The organism is Micromonospora sp. IBHARD003 (assembly GCF_056106285.1).
The window spans coordinates 2,810,115-2,837,069 of sequence record NZ_JBWBBX010000001.1; the positions used below are offsets into that span (position 1 = coordinate 2,810,115).

Annotated in this window: 19 protein-coding genes; 3 read left to right on the plus strand and 16 right to left on the minus strand. The window is 69.9% G+C overall.

Translation table 11 applies throughout. The features are described 5' to 3' along the window. Positions 1-47: 47 nt before the first annotated feature. The 10 genes from ACTWOL_RS12625 to rplU all read right to left on the minus strand — a co-directional run bounded on the left by ACTWOL_RS12625 (position 48) and on the right by rplU (position 13,523). Positions 48-1,331 (minus strand): glutamate-5-semialdehyde dehydrogenase, encoded by a 1,284-nt coding sequence (locus ACTWOL_RS12625; protein WP_474296755.1) that lies wholly within the window; start codon positions 1,329-1,331, stop codon positions 48-50. Between the two features lie 212 nt (positions 1,332-1,543). Beyond that, complete coding sequence (locus ACTWOL_RS12630) at positions 1,544-2,176, minus strand: hypothetical protein (RefSeq protein WP_474296756.1); 633 nt, start codon at positions 2,174-2,176, stop codon at positions 1,544-1,546. Between the two features lie 223 nt (positions 2,177-2,399). Further along, on the minus strand, positions 2,400-3,524 hold the full coding sequence (proB, locus tag ACTWOL_RS12635) for a glutamate 5-kinase (protein WP_474301149.1): 1,125 nt from the start codon (positions 3,522-3,524) through the stop codon (positions 2,400-2,402). A gap of 150 nt (positions 3,525-3,674) precedes the next feature. Beyond that, positions 3,675-4,937 carry a glycosyltransferase family 2 protein gene (locus ACTWOL_RS12640; protein WP_474296757.1) on the minus strand — a complete coding sequence of 421 codons (1,263 nt, stop codon included), beginning with the start codon at positions 4,935-4,937 and terminating at the stop codon, positions 3,675-3,677. A 112-nt stretch (positions 4,938-5,049) separates the two neighbouring features. Continuing rightward, the gene (locus ACTWOL_RS12645; RefSeq protein WP_474296758.1) at positions 5,050-7,191 is read right to left on the minus strand and encodes a CDP-glycerol glycerophosphotransferase family protein; all 2,142 of its coding nucleotides are present in this window, start codon (positions 7,189-7,191) and stop codon (positions 5,050-5,052) included. Positions 7,192-7,353: 162 nt separating this feature from the next. Further along, positions 7,354-8,853: an SDR family NAD(P)-dependent oxidoreductase gene (locus ACTWOL_RS12650; protein ID WP_474296759.1), complete on the minus strand. Its 1,500-nt coding sequence runs from the start codon at positions 8,851-8,853 to the stop codon at positions 7,354-7,356. Between the two features lie 192 nt (positions 8,854-9,045). Continuing rightward, a complete protein-coding gene (locus ACTWOL_RS12655) occupies positions 9,046-11,166 on the minus strand; it encodes a glycosyltransferase family 4 protein (protein WP_474296760.1) in 2,121 nt (706 codons plus the stop codon). A gap of 206 nt (positions 11,167-11,372) precedes the next feature. Then, on the minus strand, positions 11,373-12,809 hold the full coding sequence (gene obgE, locus ACTWOL_RS12660) for a GTPase ObgE (RefSeq protein ID WP_474296761.1): 1,437 nt from the start codon (positions 12,807-12,809) through the stop codon (positions 11,373-11,375). Between the two features lie 125 nt (positions 12,810-12,934). Continuing rightward, on the minus strand, positions 12,935-13,189 hold the full coding sequence (gene rpmA / locus ACTWOL_RS12665; RefSeq protein WP_142151933.1) for a 50S ribosomal protein L27: 255 nt from the start codon (positions 13,187-13,189) through the stop codon (positions 12,935-12,937). A gap of 13 nt (positions 13,190-13,202) precedes the next feature. Next, positions 13,203-13,523 (minus strand): 50S ribosomal protein L21, encoded by a 321-nt coding sequence (rplU, locus tag ACTWOL_RS12670; protein ID WP_262005068.1) that lies wholly within the window; start codon positions 13,521-13,523, stop codon positions 13,203-13,205. 369 nt (positions 13,524-13,892) lie between these two features. On the opposite strand from rplU, the gene ACTWOL_RS12675 reads away from it, so the two are divergent. The 3 genes from ACTWOL_RS12675 (at position 13,893) to ACTWOL_RS12685 (ending at position 17,472) form a co-directional block, all read left to right on the plus strand. Continuing rightward, the gene (locus ACTWOL_RS12675; RefSeq protein WP_474296762.1) at positions 13,893-14,495 is read left to right on the plus strand and encodes an acyltransferase; all 603 of its coding nucleotides are present in this window, start codon (positions 13,893-13,895) and stop codon (positions 14,493-14,495) included. Positions 14,496-14,607: 112 nt separating this feature from the next. After that, complete coding sequence (locus ACTWOL_RS12680) at positions 14,608-15,768, plus strand: acyltransferase family protein (protein WP_474296763.1); 1,161 nt, start codon at positions 14,608-14,610, stop codon at positions 15,766-15,768. 141 nt (positions 15,769-15,909) lie between these two features. Beyond that, positions 15,910-17,472: a N,N-dimethylformamidase beta subunit family domain-containing protein gene (locus tag ACTWOL_RS12685; RefSeq protein ID WP_474296764.1), complete on the plus strand. Its 1,563-nt coding sequence runs from the start codon at positions 15,910-15,912 to the stop codon at positions 17,470-17,472. A gap of 67 nt (positions 17,473-17,539) precedes the next feature. Here ACTWOL_RS12685 and ACTWOL_RS12690 read toward each other — a convergent pair whose 3' ends face one another. The 6 genes from ACTWOL_RS12690 to ACTWOL_RS12715 all read right to left on the minus strand — a co-directional run bounded on the left by ACTWOL_RS12690 (position 17,540) and on the right by ACTWOL_RS12715 (position 26,899). Continuing rightward, positions 17,540-18,823, minus strand: coding sequence for a nucleotide sugar dehydrogenase (locus ACTWOL_RS12690; protein WP_474296765.1), 1,284 nt, complete (start codon positions 18,821-18,823; stop codon positions 17,540-17,542). Beyond that, positions 18,820-20,475 (minus strand): glycosyltransferase family 2 protein, encoded by a 1,656-nt coding sequence (locus tag ACTWOL_RS12695; protein ID WP_474296766.1) that lies wholly within the window; start codon positions 20,473-20,475, stop codon positions 18,820-18,822. Before ACTWOL_RS12695 ends, ACTWOL_RS12690 begins: the two co-directional genes overlap by 4 nt. Then, positions 20,472-22,058, minus strand: a complete 1,587-nt coding sequence (locus tag ACTWOL_RS12700; protein WP_474296767.1) for a glycosyltransferase family 4 protein — start codon at positions 22,056-22,058, stop codon at positions 20,472-20,474. The genes ACTWOL_RS12695 and ACTWOL_RS12700 overlap by 4 nt, the downstream gene beginning before the upstream one ends. Before the next feature lie 20 nt (positions 22,059-22,078). Continuing rightward, positions 22,079-24,667 (minus strand): glycosyltransferase, encoded by a 2,589-nt coding sequence (locus ACTWOL_RS12705; protein WP_474296768.1) that lies wholly within the window; start codon positions 24,665-24,667, stop codon positions 22,079-22,081. A 100-nt stretch (positions 24,668-24,767) separates the two neighbouring features. Then, on the minus strand, positions 24,768-25,784 hold the full coding sequence (locus ACTWOL_RS12710; protein WP_474296769.1) for a Gfo/Idh/MocA family protein: 1,017 nt from the start codon (positions 25,782-25,784) through the stop codon (positions 24,768-24,770). Then, entirely contained in the window at positions 25,781-26,899 is a 1,119-nt protein-coding gene (locus ACTWOL_RS12715) for a DegT/DnrJ/EryC1/StrS family aminotransferase (RefSeq protein WP_474296770.1), read from the minus strand. The genes ACTWOL_RS12710 and ACTWOL_RS12715 overlap by 4 nt, the downstream gene beginning before the upstream one ends. Positions 26,900-26,955 lie beyond the last annotated feature (56 nt).

Consider the following 26,955-nt stretch of genomic DNA (forward strand, 5'->3'; position numbering starts at 1 on the left):
GCAAGGGTTTTGGGCAGGGAGTGCGGGGAACTCCCCGCACTCCCCCGTCACCTGGTGTGACCGTCGCCGGTGACGATGTACTTCGTCGAGGTGAGCTCGGGAAGGCCCATGGGGCCCCTGGCGTGCAGCTTCTGCGTGGAGATGCCGATCTCGGCGCCGAAGCCGAACTGGCCACCGTCGGTGAAGCGTGTGGACGCGTTTACGGCGACGGTCGTGGAATCGACCAATTGGGTGAATCGGCGGGCCGCGGCCTGGGAGGTGGTGACGATCGCCTCGGTGTGGCCGGAGGTCCACAGCCGGATGTGCTCGACGGCCTTGTCGAGGGAGTCGACGACCGCGGCGGCGATGTCGTGGGAGAGGTACTCCGTCTCCCAGTCCTCCGCGGTGGCGGCGACGACGGTGGCCTTGGTGCCTTCGGCGAGCGCCAGTGTCCGGTCGTCGGCGTGGACGGTGACGCCGGCCTCGCCGAGGGCGTTCAGGGCGCGTGGCAGGAATTCGGCGGCGATGTCCTGGTGGACGAGGAGGGTCTCGGCGGCGTTGCAGACACTGACCCGCTGCGCCTTGGAATTGATCAGGATGTCGACGGCCATGTCGAGGTCGGCCTGGGCATCGACGTAGACGTGGCAGTTGCCGGTCCCGGTCTCGATGACGGGCACCGTGGACTCCTCGACGACCGTGCGGATGAGGGAGGCACCGCCGCGCGGGATGAGGACGTCGACGAGTCCGCGGGCGCGCATCAGTTCGCGGACCGAGTCGCGGTTCTCACCCGGGACGAGCTGCACCGCGTCGGCCGGCAGCCCGGCTCCCCCGACGGCGTCGCGCAGCACCGTCACCAGCGCGGTGTTGGACGCGTACGCCGAGGAGGAGCCGCGCAGCAGCACGGCGTTCCCGGACTTCAGGCACAGGGCGGCGGCGTCCACCGTGACGTTCGGACGGGCCTCGTAGATGATGCCGATGACGCCGAGGGGGACTCGGACCTGGCGCAGATCGATGCCGTTGGGGAGCGTGGAGCCGCGCACCACCTCGCCGACGGGGTCGGGCAGGGCGGCGACGTCACGGACGTCCGCGGCGATGGCCCGGACCCGCTCCGGCGTGAGGCTGAGCCGGTCGATGATCGCCTCGCTGGTGCCGGCCTCACGGGCACGGGCGATGTCCTCGGCGTTCGCCTCGACGATCTCCGCGGTGCGCACCTCGAGGGCGTCGGCCATCGCCAGCAGGGCGTCGTCCTTCACCGCGCGCGGAAGTGGCGCGATCTCGGCGGCGGCGGCACGGGCCCGGTAGGCGGCGCGGGTGACCGGGGACAGGTTGTCGTACGGGGAGAGCGAGGTCATGCTCGCAGGGTAATGCGCCGTCTGCGGGCATCCGGAAGGTATCCCGCACTACGAGACGGGCCGCGGGACCACGAGACGGGCCACGGCCGGGGATGCGGGCCCGGTGTGCGGGCCCGGAATCGTTCTGCGGGCCCGGAAACGTCCTGCCCGTGCCCGAGGAAGGGTCTCCGGGCTGCCCGTTGGAGGCCCGGAAACCCGGAAGCCCCGGAAAGTCAGAACGGGTGAACGCCGACCGGGGCGGCGGGGGGCAGACCGTAACCTTCCGCGATGCGCTGGTGGTAGGTCTCGCGGTCGATGACCTCCAGGCCGACGATCTCCCACGGCGGCAGCTTGGCGCTGGAGCGGTGCTCGCCCCACAGCCGCAGCGCGACCGCCGCGGCGTCGTGCAGATCCCGGGCCTCTTCCCAGTAGCGGATCTCGGCGTGATCGTTGGCGTACCGACTGGTCAGGAGGAAGGGATGGTCGTGGGCGAGCTGTTCCAGACCGCGCCTGACCTCCTTGAGCGGGGCTTGCGCACCCGACACGCACAGGGTGATGTGCCAGAGCCGGGACACGGTGTGGTCACCGCCGTGTGCCTGCGCGGCCTGTTCGGAGGAGCCGGCGCCGCCGTCCGCGTCTTCGCCCCGGCCTACCGCGCGCGGTCCGCGAGCCCCGCCGGGCGCCCCGGATTCCGGTCCGTCGCCGTTGCGTCCCTCGTCACGCGTGCCGTCGGCGGGGTCGACGGCGTCGGCGAAATCCGCCCCCGTGTCCACACTGGTGAGGGCGCGCTGCTCCCCCACGGCCCTGCGGGTGCGTGCGGTGCCCCCTGTCCCCCGGGGCGCCGCCCCTGGGCGCGCTCGTCTCACCGGCGGCCTCCTGTTGATGCGTTGTCGTGCTGAACCCCGTCCTGCCCCGGGTGACGGAAGTCCCCCTGACAAAGTCCCCCTGACAAAGTTGACCAGTCCCGGGGCGCACGTGGGGCCGTTTTAGTAAAGGTCCTTGCCCGAAGGCGGGAGTTTCAGCCGTTTCGGAGCGAGTTCGAACGCGATCAAGAGCGACCGAACGGATGGGCGGGACCACGGGTGGGGCTCAGGCCTGGTCCAGGACGACGAGATCGTCTCTGTGGACGACCTCGCGCTCGTAGGCGGGGCCGAGCTCCTTGGCGAGTTCACGCGTGGAGCGGCCGAGGAGCTGCGGGATCTCCCTGGCGTCGAAGTTGACGAGTCCGCGGGCCACCGGCCGGCCCCCGGCATCGCGCAGCTCCACCGGGTCTCCTGCGCTGAACTCGCCCTCGACCGCGGCGATTCCGGCGGGCAGCAGTGATTTCCTGTCCCGCACGACGGCCTGCACGGCTCCGTCGTCGAGCGTCAGCGAGCCCTGCGGGGTCGACGCGTGGGCGAGCCACAGCAGCCGGTCGGCCGAGCGGCGCCCGGTGCGGCGGAAGTAGGTGCCGGTGTCCCTCCCGGCGAGAGCGTCCGCGGCCCGGCTGGCGGAGGTGAGGACGACGGGCACGCCCGCCGCCGCGGCGATCCGGGCCGCCTCGACCTTGGTGACCATCCCGCCCGTGCCGACGCCCGCCTTGCCGGCCGCGCCGATCGAGACGCCCTCAAGATCGGCGGGGCCGGTGACCTCCTCGATCCGGGAGGTGCCGGGCTTGCTCGGGTCACCGTCGTAGAGCCCGTCCACGTCCGAGAGCAGGACGAGCAGATCGGCGCGTACGAGATGGGCGACCAGGGCCGCGAGCCGGTCGTTGTCGCCGAACCGGATCTCGTCGGTGGCGACGGTGTCGTTCTCGTTGACCACCGGGACGGCTCCCATGGCGAGCAGCTGGTCGAGGGTGCGGTACGCGTTGCGGTAGTGGGCGCGCCGGCTGGTGTCGTCGCTGGTGAGCAGCACCTGCCCGACACGTACGCCGTAGCGGGCGAAGGAGGCGGTGTAGCGGGCGACCAGCAGGCCCTGGCCGACACTGGCGGCGGCCTGCTGGCGGGCGAGGTCCTTGGGGCGCCGGGCGAGCCCGAGCGGTGCGAGTCCGGCCGCGATGGCTCCGCTGGAGACCAGCACTATCTCCTTCTCGCCGCCGCTGCGGACCTTGGCGAGCACATCGACGAGGGCGTCCACACGGTCGGCGTCGAGGCCGCCGGCGGCGGTGGTGAGCGAGGACGAGCCGACCTTGACGACGATCCTGCGGGCTTCCGCCACATACTGCCGCGCCACGGCACGCCGGGAGGCTGACTGCGGGGACCGGGCCTGCGGGGAAGCGGACCGCTCCGCGGCGGACTGCGGGGAATCGGACTGCCTTGCCACTGACTGCCTTGCACCTGTCACAGAGGCGAATCTATGCCAGGCCGCGGCCTCGGTGCGCACTCATTTCAGCCGCTGGACAAGCCGGCCGCCGGCCGCCGCGGCCCAGCGGTCCGCGACCGCCGGCCCGGCCGTCTGCTGGACCAGCCGGAGTGCCCGCCGGGCCGCCCGCCTGGCGAGGGGCACCCGCGGTTCGATCTGCCGCCCGGCGATCCGCTCCATCACGGTGATCTCGTACGCGGAGAGCGGGATCCCGCCCCCGGGGTCGTCGAAATGCGGGTACGCCAGATAGTCCCGTCCTCGGCGGTGCACCACCTCGGGCAGCAGCCCGTCCCGGCAGAAGGCCAGGACGTCCAGGAGCGGTCCCGGCCGGCTCAGGGCCGCGCTGGTGAGCCGCAACCGCTGCTCGACCCTGAGCCGGCGTGCGACGCCCGGCGTCCAGTACGCCGCCATCAGCGGAGCCGCCAGCTCCAGTTTGTGCCGCAGACACTCGTCGGGCTGGCGCAGCACGACCGGGCCGAACTGCGGCAGCAAGGTGACCAGGAAGGGCCGGACCATCAGCTGGTCGCGGCGGGTACCGGGCGGCAGATGGGCGGCGATCAGGTTCGTCAGGGCGCGCGCCGAGTCGAAGCGCGACTCGTAACCGCATGTCTTCGTCACGTGTTTGCCGTCGTCACGGCCGACCAGGTAGTAGCAGGTGCGGTCGGCGACGACGGAGACCCCGCGGGCCCGCAGATACGCCTCCATCGTGAACAGCGCGTCCTCACCGGTGCGCAGGGACTCGTCGAACCTCATGCCGTGCCGTACGAGCAGTTCGCGCCGGAAGAGTTTCTGCGCGCTCAGCGCGAACTTGACGTTGGAGGTGTAGATGTCGGCCCGCTCCACGGTGCGCTCCCACATCGACGCGGTGACCCTGCGGTTGACGCCGACGGTCTTGCCGAGGACGACGTCGGTTCCGGCGCGTTCGGCCATCGCGACCATGCACTCCAGCGCCTCCTCGCCGAGGAAGTCGTCGGCGTCCAGGAAGAAGACGTAGCGGCCGCGGGCCATGGCGAGGCCGGTGTTGCGCGGGCCGCCGGGAGCGCCGGAGTTGGGCTGGTGCACCACCCGCATCGGCACGGCCGTTTGGGCCGCGAAGTCCTCCAGATACGCCCCCGTGCCGTCGGTCGAGCCGTCGTCGACGGCGACGATCTCGATCCGCTCCGCCCCCAGCGTCTGGGCCTGGACGGAGTCGAGGCACCTCATCAGATAGGGCATCGCCTCATAGGCACCGATGATCACGCTGACGTCAGGGCAGAGGCTGGAATCGGCGCAGTTGTCGGCCATATCGGTACATCGTGCACAGCGCCTTCGCGGGGGGCGAGTCGGCACGCGGAGCGGCCCGTGAGTCCTGCCCGGTCGGGGGCGGACTCACGGGCCGTGTGCCGTGCGGCGGGGGTCAGCGGGCGAGCGAGGAGGCCTCCTGGGCCGCTTCGGCATCCCTGCCCCTGCCCCTGCCCCTGCCCCTGCCCTCGGTGCCCCGCTCCGCAGGGCCGCCGTTGTCGGCGTCGGACTCCTGGTCGAGCTCACCGATGGCCATGGCGCCGATGCGCTGCTCCACACCGGTGTTGCGCGCCTCGGCCTTGGCCGCCAGCACCTGGACGGCCGCGTCGAACTGCTCGATGGAGGTCGGCTCGTCAGGCCCGAGCAGGTACTTCTTCAGCTCGGCGCGCGCACCGGCGAGCGTGTCCGCAGCCGGGTCGGCCACGGCGGTGAGCAGTTCGCCGAGCTCCTCGGCGCTGTTGGACAGGATGACCGCGGCCCGGACGGCGGTGTTCTGCCGCTTGAACTCCTCGGCACCCAGCTCCGCCGAGTCCGTCACCGCGTAGGGCTTGCCGCTCGCGATGAAGTCCGAGACGACGCTGGAGATGTCGGAGACCATGGCGTCGGACTCGTTGAAGCAGTCGTAGAGCCTGGGCTCGGCGCCGGACACGACCCGGTGCTCCCACCAGCCGAAGGAGCGCCAGTAGGCGTCGTTCCACTGCCGGCGCAGCGTCTTGATCTCCGCCTGGCGCTGCGGGTCGGCGAGGGACACCCGCGACTCCTCGGCCTCGTCACCGCCGGCGCGGCCGGGCTTGGCGAGTTCGGCGAGGCGGGCCTCGATACGGGTGAGCTCGGCGCGCGCGGCGGTCTGACCCACTTCGGCGGCCGCTGCCTCGCTCGCCCAGCGGGGGTCGGCGGCGCGTTCGACCGCGGCATTCGTCACCATCGCCGTGATCCGCTCGTGGACGGCGAGGGCCTTCTTGTTGCGGATGCCCGTGAAGGGGTGCGGCTTGTAGATGAGCCGCACGGGCTGCTCGGACTCCAGCAGCCGGCGGACGATGTTCTCGCCCGCGAGCAGCAGCGAGGTGTTGCCCGGGTTGTTGTCCCAGCCCTCCCAGGTGGGGGCGTAGAGGATCGTGGGGATGGCGTGCCGGGTCTCCCCGCTGCCGGTGCGGATGGGGGCGAGCTGGGGGCGGCCCACCTCGACGACGTCCTCGTCACGCACCCCGACGTCGGCGAGGGCGTAGCGGTCGCGGCCGGCCCGGCCTGCCGTCCACACCTCGTCGTACACCTTGGAGAACGGGTTGACGCTGGCGAGCTTGTCGCTGTCGCCGTGCCCGATGAAGACGTGCTTCATGGTCGGCACGCGCAGCATGTGGATGTTCTTGCCGACGTTGGCCGGGTAGAGCGTGACGCGGATCGAGTCGAACTTCATCGTCATCAGGTGCTGGCCGCCCGGGATGCACAGCACGGGTACCGAGGTCTCGCCGAGCTTCGCGACGAGAGTGCGCTCACGCATGATGACGATCGGCCGCCCCTCGATCTCCTCCATCGCCTCCAGCCACATGTTGACCTGGTACGCGGAGTCGTCCGAGCCGGAGAAGTACAGGGCCACGGTGGGCTGGTACTCGTTCAGCCACGTCTGTACGGCCTTGAGCACGGCGGGTGCGGACGGCACACGGCGCCGGCGGCGCAGATAGGGCACGAGGGCGGCGGTGTAGAGCAGGCCGAGACCGATGGTGACCGCCGCGCCGATGTATCCGACGACATAGCGGTCGGTGGCGGCGGCGAAGAGCAGCCCGGCCATGGCGGGGATGTCGAGGTGCAGCATCTTCTCGCCCGAGCGGCGCAGCAGCGCGCGCGGCGGGGCGTCCGGGATGCGTACGGCGTTCAGGTCGACGTTGCGTGTGACGACCGGCATCGTCCGGCGCAGCCGGATGAGGGTGGTCAGGGCCCCGTGGGGCGCCTGGAGGCCGTAGAAGAGCAGGAAGCAGGCGACTGCGACGTAGAACAGCGGCTTCTCGGCGAGGCCCTCACGGGCGAGCAGCAGGATCAGCAGCAGCTGGCGGAGCAGGAAGCGGATCGGCAGACCGACCCGGACCTTGCTCAGCCGGTTGACCAGGTAGCTGCCGCGCTGATGCAGGAACGCGTCGGCCGCGTAGGTCACGGCGGCGGCCGCCGCGAACATCCAGAGGTTCGGAATCAGCGCGGCGATCATCACGCAGGGGTAGCCCAGCCCCATCAGGACTGCCGCGGCCAGCTCTGACCGGCTGCCCACACGTGCGAGGCGAATGGCGGTCGAAATCACGAAGAACCTGCTCCAAAGGTGCCGGTTGTTTCACTTTTGCAGAGATTTGTGAAGACGGTGCTTCACGAAGTCGGGCCTCTGTATCGCCCACGGCGAATTCAGAGGCCCGATAAGTCGATTAACAGAGGATTATTACACATCCTCCTGGCGGTCGAGAACGGACGCCAGCGCCTGCTCGAATCCGCTGGCCTCGCTGGCCTCGCGGGTCGGGTCCTGCTGGCGTACGTCGATGACATGGCCGGTCATCTCGGAGAGCAGCACGTCCAGCGAGGTCCGGGCCACGGCCTCGCTGGACAGCAGGCTGCCCGCCGGTTCCTGACCGAACGCCTTGGTACGCATGGGCGTGGCGGTGCGCTCCGGGTTGACGCAATTCACGCGGATTCCATCAGCCGCCCATTCGTCGGCAAGAGCCTGGGTGAGATTCACCATGGCCGCCTTCGTGGACGAGTAAAGGCTGTATTCGGCGCGGCCGCGGGTGTAGCTGGAAGAGGTGTAGAGAAGCAGCTGTCCCTTGGTCTCGGCCAGGTACTTGTACGACGCACGCGCAATCTGGACAGGAGCCAGATAATTGACCTTCAGCGCTTCCTGAATGGTCGCGTTGTCGGTCTCGGCGAGCTTACCGATGCGCAGCACGCCCGCGGTGTTGATGACGTAGTCGACACGACCGCTCTCGGCGTACGCCCGGGACAGCGCGTCGTCCACGTGCTCCGGGTTCTCGACATGGGTGCCGGTGGTGGAGCGGCCGAGGGCGTAGACCGTGGCGCCGTACTGCTCGGCGAGAGCGGCGATGTCCGCGCCGATGCCGTACGAGCCGCCGAAGACGACCAGCGTCTTGCCCGCCAGCAGCTCGCGGTAGGCGGCCTCGTCGGCCTGGCGCGGGGCGGCGGTCGAGGCGAGCTGGAAGAGCTTGTCCGCGATGAAGACGTCGACCGGCTGGGTGACCTTCATGTTGTACTCGTCACCCGCGACGACGTAGATCGGCACGTCGGGCAGGTACCTGAGCACGACGCTGCAGTCGTCCGTGGCCTGGAAGTTGGGGTCGCCCGCGGCGACCTCGTAGGCCCTGCGGATCGTGGAGAGCTTGAAGGCCTGCGGGGTCTGCCCACGGCGCAGCCGGGAGCGGTCCGGGATCTCGGTGATGAACTCGCCGTCCTCACCGTGGGTGCGGGTCACGATGATCGTGTCCGCGGAGGGGATCGCGACGTCCACGGCCTGATAGCGGTCCAGGGCGTCCACACAGTCCGCGATCACTCGCTGTGACAGAAGCGGACGCACCGCGTCATGGAAGAGGACGTTGGCGTCCTCACCCTCCGCGAGACCCTCGCTCAGGGCGGCGATGGCCCGCTCGGTCGTCTCGTTGCGGGTCGCGCCGCCCTCGATGACCCGGCTGACCTTGGTGAGCCCCGCCTTGGCGACGATCTTCTCGACATCGGGCACGAAACCCGGTGCCATCAGCACGATCACGTCGTCGATGGCCTCTGCCTGCTCGAAGATCGTGAGCGTGTGCTCGATGACGGCCTTCCCTGCGATCTTCAGCAGCTGCTTGGGGATCGCGAGTCCCACGCGCTGGCCGGTACCACCGGCCAGCACGACTGCTGTGGTGCGGGGCTTGGCTTCGTGCGGCACGGACACAGACGACCTCTACCTTGCGATGACTGGGGGACGGTGTGATGGTCGCACTCTGCGTGAGCGTCCCGCAAGGCGCGCATCGGATGCCCAACACCCACACGAAACCCTCTGTTCACCCGGTGGCCAGGGGCGTTCGTGGGGGTATGAGCGGCGGAGGGGGTGACTGATGCCACATGCCTCCTCTGTCTCACTGCGTTACTTCGTCGGTTTGTCGACGACATTGATCACGAGTTCGTTTCCGGCGCTGAAGAACATCTTCACCGTCACTTTCTGCTGCGGTCGGCGGCGCAGCCGGCGCAGTACCGCGAGCGCGAGCGCGAAGCGGCGGTTCTTGAGCAGATCGACGCCGGGGTAGAGGAAGACCGGCACCTTGTCCACCACGTCGTCCAGCACCCGGCCGATTCTGACGGGCTCCGCACCGGCGCCGGGGCGCAGCCAGACGTCCCAGACATCGTTCTCACCGGACTGGATCCGGGCCAGGGCGGCGGCCGGGACGGCGCAGCGGAAGCCGTCGGCCCCTTCCCGGATGCCCCGGAACTCCAGCTCGTCGGTGCTCGGGCCCTGGCGGCGCAGCAGGAGGGACGGCTCACCCGTGAGCTGCCCTTCACCGAGCAGGCGCCCGGAGACGGCGATGCGCCGGTCGGCGACCTCCACAGCGGCGCACTCGGCGTGGACCGGCCGTACCCAGGACCGCAGGGCGAGCCGGCCCTGCCGTGCATAGGGGACGAGGGATCGCACGTGTGCGCCGGGGTGGAGCCGGTCCGCGGCCCGCATCGCCTTGCGCTGGTCGATGGCGCGGGTCACCAGCGGGGTGCGCGGCCCGTCCGGCGCCGGCCGGCGGGTGTGGCAGGTCCAGATGCCCTCGGCGAAGTCCTCGTCCGCGGGGATGGTCACGCGGCCGCGTGCGTCGAAGGGGAAGACCCGGTCGGGTACGTCGGCGCCGGAGTAGACGCAGACCAGGACGTCGTCGGCGGCGCGCTCCGCGAGCAGGGTCACCGTGATCGCCCCCGACTCCTGCACGACGCAGTCCGCGTGGAGGGCGTCCCCTTCCGTGTGGTCGTTCTCTGCCGTGTGCGCGGGCCGGGTCGCGCTCCCTGCCTCGCCGGAGTCCGCCGCGGCGGACCCGGCCGGTGCCGGTGCCACGGGCACGGACGCCGTCGCACGGGCCCTGGAGCCCGCGGCGAGGTCGGCGAAGAGCTCCTCGTACTGCTTGACGACCGGTCCGGGGTCGAAGCGGCGCCCGCTGGACAGCGCGGCGGCACCCATGCGGCGGCGCAGGTCCTCGTCCTCGATGAGCCGCAGCAGTGCGGCGGCGATCGCGTCGGTGTCGCCGACGGGGACGAGGAGCCCGTCGACCCCGTCGGCGATGATCTCGCGGGGTCCGTAGTCGCAGTCGGTGCTGACCACCGGCAGACCGCAGCGCATCGCCTCGACCAGGGTCATGCCGAAGGACTCGTGGCGGGAGGTGGACACGGCGACGGCGCCCTTGACCCATTCCGGCTCGATCGGCGAGCGCGGCCCCATGAGATAGACGTGGTTGGACAGGCCGAGTTGGTCGATCCGTCTGCGCAGGCGCGTCTTCTGCTTGCCCCAGCCGCAGATACGAAGGGTCCAGTCCGGGTGCTCGGCCACGACCTTGCCGAACGCCTCGATCAGCACGTGGTACTGCTTCTCCACGGCGAGCCGGCCGGCCGCGACGACCGTGGTGCCGCTGAGGTCCGAGGGGGCGACCATGGGCTCCGGGACGCTGTTCGGGATCGCCGTCACGCGGGTGTTCGGCAGCGGCATCCGCTTCCGCCACACCGCCGCGTCGCCTTCCGACACGGTCACGAACGCGTCCAGGGCGGCGAGGTACGGCTGCAGCTGGGCACGCAGTTCGGGCTTGTGGTGGTTGTGCGTCATGTGCTCCTGGCCGATGAGCACGGCGCCCTCGGGGGCGAACTGCGTGATGTACGCGACCAGTCCGGGCCGGGTACCGATGATGACGTCGGCTTCGGATGCGCGGTAGTGGTCGCGCACCCGCTCGTCGCTGAGCCGGCTGTACTCCTTGAACCGTGCTTCATGGGTGGGGAAGCACGCGGCAGGCTGGAGTGCGAGCGGATGCTTCTGCTCGTTCGTCGGGGACTTCGGCCGGGTGTCGACGAGCGGAACGACGGTGATACGGGGGTCGATCGCGAAGAGCGGCTCGTCCCGGTGCCGGAACACGGAGACGATCTCCACCTCATGCCGTTCGGCGAGCTCCTCCGCGAGGTTGAGCGTGGTGCGGATGGTGCCGCCGATTCCATAAATGGTGTGGATGAGGAAGGAGACCTTCATCAACACTCCGTTCGCTTCCTGCCGGGGCCTTCTGCCGCCCCAAACCCCCTCTACAAGACGGTGATTCCGGGCGGCAGGTTGCGCCGGTGTACGGATCCGAACAGATCTGCTGTTTTTCTGTCGCTCCCGGCCGGTCCCGGGTCTTTCCGGCCTTCCCGGCGGCCGGCCGGGGTGCGGCCGGGCCGGCCGGGTGCCTCGAACAGGGCCTAGAACGGGTCGAAGTCGTCGAACTCGCGCTGGGCCTCGTCCCGTTCGGCCTCCCGGTCCTTACGGCGCTGGGCCGCGGGGCGCGGGGCCTCGAAACGGTGGTCCTCACCACGTCGGCCGAGCATCTCCGCGCCGGACATCAGCGTGGGCTCCCAGTCGAAGACGACCGCGTTGTCCTCGGGGCCGATGGCGACGCCGTCGCCCGCGCGGGCGCCCGCCTTCACCAGTGCCTCCTCGACACCGAGACGGTTCAGGCGGTCCGCCAGGTAACCGACGGCCTCGTCGTTGTTGAAGTCGGTCTGGCGCACCCAGCGCTCCGGCTTCTCGCCGCGCACCCGGAAGAGAGCGTCGTCCTCGCGCGTGACGGTGAAGCCCGCGTCGTCGACCGCCTTCGGACGGATGACGATCCTGGTCGCCTCTTCCTTCGGCTTCGCGGCGCGCGCGGCGGCCACGATCTCCGCGAGCGCGAAGGACAGCTCCTTCAGTCCGGTGCGGGCGACCGCCGACACCTCGTAGACGCGGTAGCCGCGCTCCTCGAGATCCTGGCGGATCATGTCCGCCAGGTCCTTGCCGTCAGGGATGTCGATCTTGTTGAGGACGACGATCCGCGGGCGGTCGCCGAGTCCGCCGTACTGCTTGAGCTCCTCCTCGATGGCATCGAGGTCGGACACCGGGTCGCGGTCGGACTCCAGGGTCGCAGTGTCCAGCACGTGCACCAGCACCGAGCAGCGCTCGACGTGCCGCAGGAACTCCAGGCCGAGGCCCCGTCCCTGGCTGGCCCCCGGGATCAGTCCCGGCACATCGGCGATCGTGTAGACGGTGGAGCCGGCGGTCACCACACCGAGGTTCGGTACGAGGGTGGTGAAGGGGTAGTCCGCGATCTTCGGCTTGGCAGCGGAGAGCACGGAGATCAGGGAGGACTTTCCGGCGCTGGGGTAGCCGACGAGGGCCACGTCCGCGACGGTCTTGAGCTCCAGGACGATGTCGCCCGCGTCCCCCGGCTCGCCGAGCAGGGCGAAGCCGGGCGCCTTGCGCCGGGCCGAGGCCAGCGCCGCGTTGCCGAGACCGCCACGGCCGCCTTCCGCGGCGACGTATGTCGTGCCGTGCCCCACCAGGTCGGCGAGCACATTGCCCTGCCCGTCGAGCACGACGGTGCCGTCCGGCACCGGAAGGGCCAGGTCCTGGCCGTCCTTGCCGGAACGGTTGCCGCCCTCGCCGGGCTTGCCGTTGGTCGCCTTGCGGTGCGGCGAGTGGTGGTAGTCGAGCAGCGTCGTCACGGACTGGTCGACGGTGAGGATCACATCGCCGCCACGGCCGCCGTTACCGCCGTCCGGTCCGCCGAGCGGCTTGAACTTCTCCCGGTGTACGGAGGCGCAGCCGTGGCCTCCGTTACCCGCGGCGACATGCAGTTCGACGCGGTCCACGAAGGTGGTCATGGTGGTGCCTCCAGTGCGGAAATACGTACGGAATGTCTACTGCGTAACACGCGAAAGGCGGACCCGCTTCCCGTAGGGGAAGAAAGGTCCGCCTTCGCGACTACGGTCGTTCTACGGGGCCTGGATCAGGCGACCGGAACGATGTTCACGACCTTGCGGCCGCGGAAGGTGCCGAACTCGACAGCACCGGCCTGCAGCGCGAACAGCGTGTCGTCGCCGCCACGGCCGACGCCGGAGCCCGGGTGGAAGTGGGTGCCACGCTGACGGACCAGGATCTCACCGGCGTTGACGACCTGACCGCCGAAGCGCTTCACGCCGAGCCGCTGAGCGTTGGAGTCGCGACCGTTCCGGGTGGACGATGCGCCCTTCTTGTGTGCCATGTCTCCTCAGTCCTTACTTCGCAGCCGCGGGGATCTCGGTCACCTTGATCGCCGTGTACTGCTGACGGTGACCCTGGCGACGGCGGTAGCCGGTCTTGTTCTTGTAGCGAAGGATGTCGATCTTCGCGCCCTTGTGGTGATCCACGACCTCGGCCTGGACCTTGATGCCGGCCAGCACCCACGGGTCGCTGGTCACAGCGTCGCCGTCGACAACGAGCAGGGTCGAGAGCTCGACCGTGTCGCCAACATTGGCGGTGGAAATCTTGTCAACCTCAACGATGTCGCCGACAGCAACCTTGTGCTGGCGACCACCGCTGCGCACGATGGCGTACACGCGGATCTCTCTCTCGCTCGATAACGGGGACCCCTGATGCCAGCCGTCCGCACGGGCCCGAAGCCCGGGACTGTCCGGAGTGGATGGACGGCCTCTCCCGACCCAGGCCGGGAGGGAGGTGCTCAGAAGCAGGCGCGCATGGAAACACACCGAGGGTCAAGGCTACGGGGCCGGGCTTGAGGGGTCAAACCGGGGTCGGGGCCGTGGCCCCCGGGCCGTTCACCGGTCCGGGCGATCTTCCCCGGCCCGCGGCTCTCCCCACCCCATGCCCGTACAGCCGTTCTCCCCTGACGGTGGCATGACGAGAGCGGAGCGCCGGTTGCGTATGCTCACCAGACAATGCCTCCACGCCCGGAAAGAGACAGCAGCGTGAACTACAGGGTTCAGCCCAGCGCCCAGGTCGACGAGACCGCTCGGATCGGCGACGGCAGCAGCGTGTGGGAGCTCGCGCAGATCCGTGAGGGCGCCCACCTCGGCGAGGGCTGCGTCATCGGCCGTGGCGCGTATGTCGGCACGGGTGTGCGCATGGGCGACAACTGCAAGCTCCAGAACTACGCCCTGGTCTACGAGCCTGCCGAGCTCGGGAACGGTGTCTTCATCGGTCCCGCGGTGGTCCTCACCAACGACCACAACCCCCGCTCCGTGGACGCCGAGGGCAAGCAGAAGCGCGGCGGCGACTGGGAGGCGGTCGGCGTGAAGATCGCCGACGGTGCCTCGATCGGTGCGCGCTCCGTGTGTGTGGCCCCGCTGGAGATCGGCCGCTGGGCCATGATCGCGGCCGGAGCCGTCGTCACCAAGGACGTTCCGGACTTCGCGCTGATGGTCGGTGTCCCGGCCCGGCAGATCGGCTGGGTGGGCCACGAGGGCGTACGACTGGTCGAGCGCGAGGGCGAGCCCGGTGTGTGGGAGTGCCCCAAGTCGGGACGGCTCTACCGCGAGACCGCCGAGGGAACGCTCAGCGACGCCGTCTGACCGCGAGCCCAGCCGAGCCACCGGGGGCCCACCCGCACCCCCGCTCTTCCGCTCTTCCGCTCCACGAGATGGCCGGGTATCACCTCGGCACCCCACACAAGCGAGGCCGACCATGCCCCCGACCGATGTCCAGCGCGCCCGTCACGAGGACACCTCGGTGACGAGCGGCGCACAGGCGCCCGTGAAGCAGGCCGCGACACGGCTCTACGCCCTCGACGCCCTGCGCGTCGTGGCGGCGCTGTCCGTGCTGCTGTTCCACTTCACGGGCGTGGACGCGGCCACCCGGGCCAACTGGGGCGTGAACCCCAAGGAGCTGTTCCCCTGGCTCTTCCCGGTCACGTCGTACGGCTCGTACGGCGTGCAGTTGTTCTTCATCATCAGCGGCTTCGTCATCTGCCTGTCCGCCTGGGGCCGTTCGCCGGGTCAGTTCGTCAGGGCCCGTTTCCTGCGTCTCTTCCCCGCGTACTGGTTCTCGGTGGTCGTCGCGTTCCTCGTCTGGCGCGCTCTGCCCGACGGCCAGCGCGCCACCCCGACCATCAGCGACTCGCTGACGAACCTGACGATGTTCCAGGTGCCGCTCTCGGCCCACCACCTGGTCGGCGCGTACTGGACACTGTGGGTGGAGCTGACCTTCTACCTGATCTTCCTCGTGGTGGTCTGGAAGGGCCTGGACTACCAGCGGGTGTCCGTCTTCTGCTGGCTGTGGCTGCTGGCGAGCGTTCTCGTACAGCAGGACCACGGCGTCCCGCTGCTCGGGATCTTCGCCCAGCCGCTGAACACCGCACTGTTCGTGTCGGGCATCGCGATGTACCTCATGTACCGCTTCGGTCCGGACCTCAAGCTGTGGGGGCTTCTCGGGGCGAGCTGGCTCGTCATGCAGAGCGACCTCATCGAGCACGCCGACAACGTGCGTGAGAAGGGCCTGGACCGGAGTCCGTATGTCGCGCTGGCCCTGGTGACCTTCTTCTATCTGCTGGTCCTCGCCGTGGCCCTGCACAAGCTCGACTGGGTCAGCTGGAAGTGGCTGGCGACCGCGGGTGCCCTCGTCTACCCCCTCTACCTCCTCCACGAGGAACTCGGCTGGGCCATGATCCGCGAGTTGTACGGGCACACGGGCGCCTGGGCCACGCTGGGCATCACCACCGTCTCGCTGCTGGTGCTTTCCTGGCTGGTGCACCGCTTCGTGGAACGGCCTTCGGTGCGGTGGCTGCGCGCCGCACTGGCGCGGGAGTCGGCCAACCCTCCGCAACTCAGGCGTGGCGACAGCACCTGACGAAGAAGGGCGGATGGCCCGCGTCCGGTTTGGCCCTCCATGCGTGATGTGACGAAAATCAGAAGAAAGATCGCTCCCGCGGTGAACCTCGCGTAATCGGCAGCCCTCATACCCCTTGAACGGAACGCAAAGGGGTCGGAGATGCCGGAACGGTCGCGCCGCACTGTGCTGGGGCTGCTGGGAGTCGGAACGGTCGGGGTGGGCGTAGCGGCCTATGCCGCCCGCGACGAACTCATACCGAGAGCGAGAGAACTCCCGCTCGCCGAAACGCGGCCCCAGCCGGTCGAACCGGCGGTCTCGGTCCCCACCGGCTCCATAGCGGAGGAGAACCGCCTGGCGGGCTCCAAGGAGTGGCTCTCCGACCCCAAGCACCCCCAGGCGTCCGACGACAGGCAGGGAGAAATCCAGGGGTACGCCTCGGCCACTTCGGTGAGCCAGGGCCAGGTGATCGACTTCCATGTCTCGGTAAGCGAAGAGCAGAGTTACCAGATCACGGTGTTCCGCCTGGGCCACTACGGCGGCAAGGGCGCCCGGCTGCTGACGACCAGTGCCGAGCTCCCGGGCAGGAGCCGAACCGTGCCCAAGGCCGATCCGAAGACCGGGGCCATAGCGTGTGACTGGCCCGTCTCCTGGAGCCTGCGCATCCCGTCCGACTGGCGGTCGGGCCTGTACCAGGCCGTGTTCACCACCGAGGACGGAGAGGTCGGCAGCACCCCGTTCGTGGTGCGGGAGCCGGCCCGCGGGTCCGACATCCTGATGGTGGTGCCCTTCACCACCTACCAGGCCTACAACATGTGGCCGAAGAACGGTCAGACCGGCAAGAACCTCTACGGGGGATACAACACGTCGGGAAAGGTCGGCGGCGCCGAGGAACGGGCCCACAAGGTCTCTTTCGACCGGCCCTATTCGCACTCCGGCATACCCAGCTGGTTCGACATGGACACCAGTTTCCTCCGCTGGGCGGAGCGGTCCGGGCTGGACGTGACGTACGCGAGCAGTCTCGATCTGCACGACGGCACGATCGACACGTCCAAGTACCGTGCGTTGTTCTTCCCCGGCCACGACGAGTACTGGTCCAAGCCGATGCTGGATTCGGCGAGGAAGGCCGTTTCGGCCAAACGCCACCTCGCGTTCCTCGGCGCCAACAACATCTACTGGCACGTCCGTATGGAGGCGTCCGCCGACGGCCGTGCGAACCGGGTCATGGCCTGCTACAAGTCGTCGACAGACGCGTCCCCCGACCGGGCCGGGGCCACCAAGCGCTGGCGGGACCTGGTGCCCGACCAGAAGCAGGCCGAGCAGGGTCTGCTCGGCATCCAGTTCAACGGGATCGTCCAGAAGCCCACGCCTCTCGTGGTCAAGGCGAGCGGCCACTGGCTCTGGGCGGGCACCGGGCTGCGTGAGGGCACCCAGCTGCCCAAGCTGGTCGGAGTGGAGGCGGACGGCTACGACCCGAAGGCCCCGAGCCCGCCCGGCTCCCGGCGCACCCTCCTGGCGGAGTCCCCGTACGTGGACAAGCGCCCTGCGATCAAAAAGCGCTTGGTCCAGCACACGGCCCTCACCGAAATGCCCAACGGGTCCATGGTGTTCGTCGCGGGCACCTTCCACTGGCCGCTGGCGCTCGACTACCCGAAGTACCGCAACAAGCACATCCAGACGGCGACCATGAACCTGGTCAACCGCATGCTGCGGCAGGAGGTCTGAGAGAAACCGAATGCGGGCTCCCGTATGCGTCCTGCGCATACGGGAGCCCGCATTCCGGGTTCTTGCGTCAGCCGCCGATCACGACGCGGCGCACACCCTGCCAGTTGGCGGGGTCAGTGGTGCGACGGCCGTCGACCAGGACGGTCACGTCCGGCAGGTCGGAGGCGGCCAGCTCGCGGTACTCGGCGTGGTCGGCCTGCAGGATCGCGGCGGTGACCTTCTCGCCCCGGTGCGGGGTGAGGCCGTGCGCGGCCAGCTCCTCGGCCGTGTACATCGGGTCCGAAACGAACGGGACGGCGCCGCGCGCCTTCAGCGCCTCGACGACCCCGAAGACTCCGGAGAAGGCGGTCTCCTTGACGCCACCGCGGTAGGCGGCGCCCAGCACGAGCACGTTGACGTCCTTCAGCTCGCCGTAGGCGGCGGCGAGCAGGTCGACGGAGTACTCCGGCATGGCGGCGTTGGCCTCACGGGCCGAGCGCACGACGGTCGCCTCGGGGTCGTTCCACAGGTACATCCGCGGGTAGATCGGGATGCAGTGGCCGCCGACGGCGATACCGGGCTGGTGGATGTGGCTGTACGGCTGCGAGTTGCAGGCCTCGATGACCTTCTTGACGTCGATGCCGTTCTTGTCCGCGAAGCGCGCGAACTGGTTCGCCAGGCCGATGTTGACATCGCGGTACGTGGTCTCGGCGAGCTTGGCCAGCTCGGAGGCCTCGGCGGTGCCCAGGTCCCACACTCCGTTGGCCCGCGGCAGGTCGTCGCGCTCGTCGAAGTCGAGGACCTGCTCGTAGAACTCCACACCGTGCTTGGCCGAGGCCTCGTCGATGCCGCCCACGAGCTTCGGGTAACGGCGCAGGTCCGCGAAGACACGGCCGGTGAGGACGCGCTCCGGCGAGAAGACGAGGTGGAAGTCCTGGCCGGGGACCAGACCCGAGCCCTCCTGGAGCATCGGCGCCCAGCGGTCGCGGGTGGTGCCGACCGGCAGCGTGGTCTCGTAGGAGACGAGCGTGCCGGGCTTGAGGCCCTTGGCGATCGCCTTCGTGGCGGCGTCCATCCAGCCGAAGTCCGGGGTGCCCTCGGCGTCCACGAACAGCGGGACGACGACCACGACCGCGTCGGACTCGGCGACGGCCGCCGTGGTGTCGGTGGTCGCGGACAGCAGCCCGGCGCCCACGGTCTCCTTGAGCAGGCGGTCGAGGTCGTGCTCGCCGGGGAAGGGCTCGGTGCCGGCGTTGACCAGCTCGACGACCTTCTCGTTGACGTCGGCGCCGATGACCTTGTGGCCCTTGGCGGCGAACTGCACGGCGAGCGGCAGGCCGATCTTGCCCAGCGCGACTACACAGATATTCATCGGGTCATTTTCCTCTTCACACGGGACAACAGTCGGCGCAGTCGCCTGGCCACACCGGGCGAGGGCTCCCAGAGCGGAGCCGTCGTGACCACCAGGCGTCCCTTGGCGTTCGCATTGGCCGAGACGCGATACGGGACATCCGCCCGCCAGCGGCGTGCCAGCGGCAGGGGGAGACCTCGGGTGGTCACCGGGATCTCATACGTCGAGCCTGCCACATCCAGGTAGGCGCGGACGCCGAGCTTGGCGCGGACGGCCTTGAGCGGGATCAGTGTGGTCACCACCGTCGCCGTCCCGTCCGGGGTGGGCGTCCTGGCCGGCTCCCCCGCCGGGGCGGGCAGTTCGGTGCCGGCAGGCAACCTCCGGCCGCCGGGCTTGTCCGCGCTCTTCGGCATGGCCTTGGGTGCCAGCCGGATCACCGCGGAGCCGGTCTCGCCGGCGATCGGAACCCGCGCCGCCAGCGCCAGGGCCATCTCACGGTCCGACTGCTCCCACGCGGCCGAGACCAGTGCCGTGCCGTCGGCGAGCATCCGGGCCATGGATTCGCCCACGACCTCGAAGACCCGGTCGGGGAGCCCCAGGTCCTTGTCGCGGAAGCCGGGATAGCGGACGAAGGCGCGGCCGTCCTCCAGCAGGAGCGGAGGGGCGCCGTGCTCGGCCTCGTCCTCGATGGCGCGCACCAGTTCGGTGACGGCGCCGCGCTGGGCGAGTGCGATCCGCACCCGGCGCTTGACGTCCATCGAGTCGCGCAGCGCCTCGGTGAAGTACTCGTCGGCGAGTGCCGCGATGCCGGCGCAGATCTCACGCTGCATCTGCGGGTCGAGCGAGGTGAAGCCCTCGTCCTGGACGAGCTTGGCCAGCTCCCATGTGAAGTGCCGCTTGAACAGGGCGTCGCGCTGTGGGCCTGCCTCGACGAGACCGGCCGCGTGCTTCATGATCGCGGCGGTGCAGCGCAGCCGCGACAGCTGGTCGGCCCGGTAGGTGATGTTGCTGGCGTCGCCGCGCTTGACCGCGTAGTAGAAGGTGTAGTCCGCGAGGACCGCGATCTTGCGGGCCCGTACGCAGGCTTCGATGGTGAACGGCTGGTCGCTGCCGACCGGCATGTCCTCGGGGAAGCGCAGGCCGTATTCCTCGACCAGCTCACGCCGGAACAGCTTGGTGTTGGCGAGCGTGAACGGCATGGCCGAGTCGTACAGGCTGACGTCCGGATCGTTGCGCTTGTAGAGCGCCTGGTGGACGTACCGCCCGTTGGTGCCGACCATCTTGCCGACGACGACGTCCGAGCCTTCCTTGTCGGCGCAGGCGACCAGACGCTCCAGCGCCTGGCTGCCGAGGTAGTCGTCCGACCCGATGAAGTACACGAACCGGCCGGTGGCCAGGTCCAGCGCACGGTTGCTGGGCGCCGCGGGGCCGCCCGAGTTCGCCTGGTGGACGACCTTCACGGTGCCGGGGTAGCGCTCGGCGAAACGGTCCAGCTCCGCTCCGCTGTCGTCGGTGGAGCCGTCGTCGACCGCGACGATCTCGAGGCGGTCGAGGCCGATGCTCTGCCCGACGAGGGAGTTCAGGCACTCCGTCAGGTACGGCATGGTGTTGTACACCGCCACCACGACGGTGACGTCGGGCACGGCGGCCCTGGCCGTGGAGGATCGCGTCATGCTCTCGCTCCGGAGGGCCGCTCGGACATCAGCCGCGTGTACAGCGCGTCGAGGACCTCGGCCTGGGCCTCCCACGTCCAGGTGTCGAGGAGTCCCGGCTTGTCGTAGGCGGTCCGGTACCGCTCGGGGTCGGCGAGGACGGCCTTGATCGCCCGTACCAGGTCGTCGATGTCCTCGGCGGTGCAGACCTCTCCCTGGCCGGTGGCCCGGGTGACCTCGGACATGGTCTTCACATCGCTCACGACCAGCGGCAGCCGGGCGTGCGAGTACTCGAAGAACTTGGTGATCAGCGCGATCTCGTGGTTCGGCCAGTGGTGGATCGGGATGCAGCCCACGTTCGCCGCGGACAGGAAGCGGACCACCTGCCAGTGCGGGACGTACGGCACCGCGTGCAGCCGGTCACCGACGCCGAGCTCCTCGGCGCGGCGCAGCAGTCCCTGGATGTAGCCGGCGGCCGGGCTCGGCACCACGAACGCCATGTGGACGCCGTCCAGCTTCGGCAGGGCCTCGACCATGTCGCCGAGGCCGCGCTGCGGACCGGGCGAGCCGCTGTAGACGACCAGGGGGACATCGGGGCCGATGCCGCAGAGGGCGCGCAGGTCCGGGGCCGGCTCGGAGTCCCCGGCCGCCTCGTCGGCCTCGACGGGCCGGTCCGGGGCGTTGAGCACCACGGTGGGCTGCTCCTTGAGGCCGTGCCGTTCGCGGAGCAGGTCGCCGAGCCCGTCGGAGACGGTGACGACGGCGTCGGCGTACGGTGCGTACTCGCTCTCGTGGGCGGTGTTGCCCGGGATCCAGTGGGCGTTGTCCTCCCAGGGGCGTACGCCGGGAAGGAACTCGTGGGCGTCCCAGACGAGTTTGACCGGACGGCCGGCGGCGCGGGCCCGTATCGCGGCGCGGGCGCCGACACCGAGCATGCGGAAGTCGTTGGCGTGGATGAGATCGGGCTTGAGCGCGTCGATCTCCTTGCCGTAGGTCAGCTCGTAGTCCCACAGGACCGGCTCGAGCCGCCGCCAGGCGCGCTTGCCCTTGGCGCCCTTCCAGAACGCGGTGAACGCGCGGTCGAGCGGGCCCTGCAGACGGCGGCCGGCCTTCTGCGCCTGGCTGGTCTGGCGGGACCGGAAGCCGACCCACTTCAGCATGAATCTCGAGGCGGGCCCGGCCGCCGTCAGCCGGACCTTCTCGGTCGTGCGGAACAGCGGTGAGCCGACGGCCTCGGGCGCGACGCGCAGCGCGGCCCGCCGGGTGGCGATGTCGACACGCCACGCCTTGACCCACTGACGGCGGTAGGCGGCGACGGGGCCGGGTGCGTAGGCGAGCGGACGGCGCAGCGGCGAGCGGTGCCGCTCGGCGTGGCGCTTGGCGAGGGGGGTCTTCAGCGGCAGCAGCCGTACCTCGGCGTCGCCGAGCTTCCAGCTCCGGCCGTTGCCGGAGCGGACGAGGCCCAGCAGCACGACGTCCCAGCCCGCCTCCGCGGCCGACTGGGCGGCCTTCTGGACCCGCGAGTCGCCTTCGACCTTGTTGTCGACCAGCATGACGACGCGTCCCTTCACGGGACGGGGCGCGTCGGCATTCTGCGTATCCATCAAAAGCCTTTCTGGACCTATCACTTGAGGAAGCCGCTCAGGACCTGCGCGGTCCAGGTGCCGTCGTGGTACGTGCGGGCGAACTTCGCCGACTCCCGCCCGATCTGAGCCGTGCCCTCCCTGTCTGCCAGAAGCGACTCGATCACTTCGCGCAGATCGGTGGGCGTGGCGCCGACGATGGGCAGCGCTCCTTGCGTGGCCCCGCGCACCTGCTCGCTGATGTAGGCGACGACGGGCTTGCCCGCGGCCATGGCCTCGACCGCGAAGGTGCCGTAGGCGCCGGTCGTGAACTGGTCGAGGACGAGATCGCAGTCCTTGACCAGCTCCTGCATCTCGGCCCACGGGATGCCCTCGGCCAGACGGAAGTCGATGACGCCCTTGTCGTGGAGCTCGGTGAGGACCGGCATGATCCGGTCGGTTCCCTTGGTCCAGCGCTTGGAGGGGGCGTGCAGCACGATGGGCCGGTCGCGCTCCATCACCGGGCGGTCGGTGGCCCAGGCGTCGACGTCGACGACCAGCGGGGTCCAGGTGGCCTTCGGGAGGTCGTCGAGCAGGTCCGGGGTCGTGACGAACAGCGGCAGTCCGCACTCGTCCGCGATCTTCCGGTTCCGCTCCGCCTTGACCTGCAGCTTCTTCGCGATGCCCGCGGGAGCGTCGCGGAACAGCGAGAACTCGTGGCGCTCGAGGTGCCGGCCGGGGTGGCGGATGTCGCTGCCGTGCGCGAGCAGGCCGACCTTGATCCCGGCCTGCTTGAGGGCGGGAAGGTCGCCCGCGACCGTCCCTCCGTTGAGGAGTCCGAAAACGGGCAGGAACGCGTCGACGAGGAGGTGCGTGTAGTTGCCGGCGATCCGCTCCACCTGCTGGATCTGCAGGTCGACCTCGCCGAGCCGGGTGGCGTCGACGTACACGTCCGCCGGGTAGTCGAAGGACTCCGGGCGCTTGTTCATGACGACCTCGACGGACACCTCCGGGTCGAGGCGCGTGATCGCCTGGGCGTACGCGGCACCCTGTCCCGCGTAGTTGGCGGGGCCGAGACCCAGCCTGACCTTGGTGTCACGGAGCTTGCGCCAGGTCGGCGCCGCCCCGCCCTCCTTCGTCTCGGCGGTGGCGGTACGCACTCCGCTCGGGGACTCCTGGACGGTCCACGCCACCTCGGGGCGCGGCCCGGGCGGGGTCTTCTTCGACAGTTCGCGGTAGAGCTGGAGCAGCCGGCCGCTCTGCTCCTCCCAGGAGAGGTCGGTGAGGACCTCCTCCGTGATGTTCGCCGCCAGCTCGTCGCGGCCCTTCATCGCCCGGGTCGCCGCGTCGACGAAGGTCTTCGGGTCGTCCCAGGTGAACACCTCGCCGAGACCGTGCTCCTCCACATAGGCCTTGATGACCTTCACATCGCTGGTGACCAGCGGAAGGCGGGCCTGGAGGTACTCGGAGACCTTGGTCGGCAGCGAGACCTCGCAGTTGGGGACCCGCCGGAAGGGGGTCAGACCCAGGTCCGCGGAGGACAGGTAGTCGGCGACCTCGTGCTGCGGGACGTAGGGCACCAGATGGATCCGGTCGCGCACCCCGAGGGACTCCGCCTTCGCGAGCAGTTCCTCCAGGAGCGTGGTGGTGCGGCCGACGACGAGGGCGAGGTGGAAGCCCGGCAGCTCGGGCAGGCCGGCGATGACCGCGTCGATACCGCGCTCGACCCCGATCCAGCCGGAGTAGACCATCAGCGGGACGTCGGGGCCGAGGCCGCAGAGCTCGCGGACCGAGGACCGCGCCGCTGCGCCGCCGATCACCTCGCGGACCGGCGAGTTGCCGACCACCAGCGGCAGCTTGCTCAGCTTGTGATCGTTCTTGAGCAGTTCGGCCAGCTGGGTGGACACCGTGACCACGGCGTCGGCGCGGCCGATGAACTCCGCCTCGGCGGCGGGCAGGGCCGAGCCCTGGCGGGGGTTCGGCCACTCGACGCCCTTGATGTACTCGTGCGCGTCGTACAGCCAGGAGCAGCGATGGCCACCCGCCCGCAGCCGCGCGGCACTGCGGGCGGCGGTCACGATCATGGTGGCGTCGTTGGCGTGGATGACGTCCGGCTGCAGCTCTTCGATCACGGGACCGAAGGCCAGGTCCAGATCCACCACCTGGGGCCAGTCACGACGCCAGTCACCGATCGGTGCCGGGTCCTTCGGACGGCGCCGCTGCTCCCACTTGTAGGCCCGCACACGGAGCCGGTGCACCGAGCGGCGGGCCCGCAGCACCGCCTTGACCGCGACCCGGCGAGGAGTGCCCGCCCAGTCGCTCTCGGCGGACTTCTGACGGACCCACGCGCGGTAGGCCGCCTGGTAGCGGCTCAGGGCGGCCTGGTCCTGGATGTGGAACTGGGTCGCGGCGGCGCGTGCGGGCTTGCGCGCGCTCACCGCCCGGCTGTACTCCCTGCCCACCGGAACCCGGATGACGTCGATCGGCCCCATCTTGGAGTACTGGACGCGCTTGGTGTCACTCCTGCCGATCAGGGTGACGTCCCACCCCTCGCGCGCGGCCGCGACAGCAGTCTTCTGTACCCGCGAGTCGCCGGTGATGCCGTTGCCGACGATCACCGCGAGCCTTGGTCGACGGGCAGGGGATTCCATGTGCGTATTTCCTCCGTGGAACACAAAGTTCGGCGCCCCGGTTCCCTCCCTCAGGGAACCGGGGACTGACGGGCTGCAGCAACCCACCGTCTGCCGACGGTCAGGCAGCGCCGCCGCTGACCTTGTCGAAGCGGACAGTGACACCGCCGAGTGCCGACTCGAGCACGCCGGCGGCAACCTCTACGGTACGCAGGCCCTGGCGCAGAGTGCAGATGTCCTGGGACTTACCGAGCATCGCGTCGCGGAACAGCTCGTGCTCGACGAGCAGCGGCTCGCGCTTCGGGATCGCGTAACGGATCATGTCGCCCTCGGCGACACCACGGAACGCGCTCAGCGCCTCCCACTCGGTGGTCACTGCCGCGTTCGAGTGGAACGTCAGGTCGGCGGTGAGCGTGTCGGCGACGAAACAGCCGCGCTCACCGGTCACGGAGGTGAAACGCTCCTTGAGCGGGCTCAGCCAGTTGACGAGGTGGCTGACCATGGTGCCGTCGCTGAGCTGGCCGACGGCGGAGACCATGTCCTCGTGCGCACGGCCCGACTTCGAGACCGTGTGGGCCGCGATCGAGGTGTACTCGTGGCCGGTGACCCAGGCGGTGAGGTCGATGTCGTGGGTGGCGAGGTCCTTGACCACACCGACGTCGGCGATGCGGTGCGGGAAGGGGCCCTGCCGACGGGTGACGACCTGGAAGACGTCGCCGAGCTCGCCGGACTCCAGTCGGGCCCGCAGGGAACGCAGTGCCGGGTTGCAACGCTCGATGTGGCCGACGCCGGCGACCAGGCCGCGCGACTCGAAGGCCTCGACGAGACGCCGGGCGCCCTCGACGGTGTCCGCGACCGGCTTCTCGACGAGCGCGCCGACTCCGGCCTCGGCCAGCGCGAGGCCGACTTCCTCGTGCAGACCGGTGGGGGTGGCCACGACGGCGTAGTCGACACCGAGGGCGATGAGCTCCTCGACGGTGGACAGCACGGGGGCGCCCTGCGCCCAGCCGTTCTTGTCCCCCATCGGGTCGACGACGGCGACGAGCTCGACGCCTTCGAGCCCGGCGAGTACGCGGGCGTGGTGGCGTCCCATGGAGCCGAGGCCGATCAGCCCGGCCCGCAGTCCAGCAGCAGTCACAGGTTCTCTCCCAGCGCGTTCACAGCGGTGACGATGCGCTCAAGGTCGTTCTCGGTGAGCGAGGGGTGCACGGGCAGCGAGACGACCTCGGCCGCCGCGCGCTCGGTCTCGGGCAGGTCCCAGTTGCGGCCTGCCTTCTGGTCCGGCTCCCAGTACGGCTTCAGCCGGTGGATCGGGGTCGGGTAGTAGACGGCGTTGCCGACGCCCGCCTCGGTGAGCTTCGCCATGACGGCGTCGCGGTCACCGCGGACCCGGATCGTGTACTGGTGGTAGATGTGGCGCGCGCCCTCGGCGACGACCGGGGTCACCACGCTGGGCGCGGTGATGTGCTCGGAGAGGTACGCGGCGTTCGCGATGCGCTGCTCGGTCCAGCCCGGGAGCTTGGCGAGCTGGACGCGGCCGACGGCGGCGGCGACGTCGGTCATCCGCATGTTGGCGCCGACGATCTCGTTGGCGTAGCGCTGCTCCATGCCCTGGTTGCGCAGCAGGCGCAGGGTGCGGGCGATCTCGGCGTCGGCCGTGGAGATCATGCCGCCCTCGAGGCTGTGCATGTTCTTGGTCGGGTAGAAGCTGAACGTGCCGCCGGCGCCGAAGGCTCCGACCGGGGTGCCGTTCAGCGCGGCCGCGTGCGCCTGGCAGGCGTCCTCGACGACGGCCAGCTTGTGCTTGCCGGCGATGGCCATGATCTGGTCCATCGCGGCCGGGTGGCCGTAGAGGTGGACCGGCATGATCGCGGCGGTGCGCGGCGTGATGGCGGCTTCGACGGCGGCCGGGTCGACGCAGTACGTGTCCGCGTCGATGTCGGCGAAGACGACGTCGGCGCCGACCAGACGGACCGCGTTGGCCGAGGCGGCGAACGAGAACGAGGGGACGATCACCTCGTCACCCGGGCCGATGTTCAAAGCCATCAGAAGGAGGTGCAGCGCGGAGGTACCGGAGTTGACGGCCACGCAGTGGCGGCCCTCCACGAGCTCCGAGAAGCCCTCCTCGAACGCGGCCACCTCAGGGCCTTGCACGACCCGGCCGCTGCGCAGCACGCGTACGGCGGCCTCGATCTCTTCCTCACCGATGACCGGGCGGGCAGCGGGGATGGGCTGCTCGTTGCTGCTCGGCATGTGGACGTCCTCCTATGAACACCGCAAGAGCTCTATGTGGCAGAGGTCTGAGGTCT

Bases quoted from the DNA above. Each gene is read 5' to 3' on its own strand.
- ACTWOL_RS12625 (WP_474296755.1), bottom strand. From the start codon at position 1,331: ATGACCTCGCTCTCCCCGTACGACAACCTGTCCCCGGTCACCCGCGCC.
- ACTWOL_RS12640 (WP_474296757.1), bottom strand. From the start codon at position 4,937: ATGGCCGACAACTGCGCCGATTCCAGCCTCTGCCCTGACGTCAGCGTG.
- ACTWOL_RS12655 (WP_474296760.1), bottom strand. From the start codon at position 11,166: ATGAAGGTCTCCTTCCTCATCCACACCATTTATGGAATCGGCGGCACC.
- obgE (WP_474296761.1), bottom strand. From the start codon at position 12,809: ATGACCACCTTCGTGGACCGCGTCGAACTGCATGTCGCCGCGGGTAAC.
- rpmA (WP_142151933.1), bottom strand. From the start codon at position 13,189: ATGGCACACAAGAAGGGCGCATCGTCCACCCGGAACGGTCGCGACTCC.
- ACTWOL_RS12680 (WP_474296763.1), top strand. From the start codon at position 14,608: ATGCCCCCGACCGATGTCCAGCGCGCCCGTCACGAGGACACCTCGGTG.
- ACTWOL_RS12685 (WP_474296764.1), top strand. From the start codon at position 15,910: ATGCCGGAACGGTCGCGCCGCACTGTGCTGGGGCTGCTGGGAGTCGGA.
- ACTWOL_RS12690 (WP_474296765.1), bottom strand. From the start codon at position 18,823: ATGAATATCTGTGTAGTCGCGCTGGGCAAGATCGGCCTGCCGCTCGCC.
- ACTWOL_RS12695 (WP_474296766.1), bottom strand. From the start codon at position 20,475: ATGACGCGATCCTCCACGGCCAGGGCCGCCGTGCCCGACGTCACCGTC.
- ACTWOL_RS12700 (WP_474296767.1), bottom strand. From the start codon at position 22,058: ATGGATACGCAGAATGCCGACGCGCCCCGTCCCGTGAAGGGACGCGTC.
- ACTWOL_RS12705 (WP_474296768.1), bottom strand. From the start codon at position 24,667: ATGGAATCCCCTGCCCGTCGACCAAGGCTCGCGGTGATCGTCGGCAAC.
- ACTWOL_RS12715 (WP_474296770.1), bottom strand. From the start codon at position 26,899: ATGCCGAGCAGCAACGAGCAGCCCATCCCCGCTGCCCGCCCGGTCATC.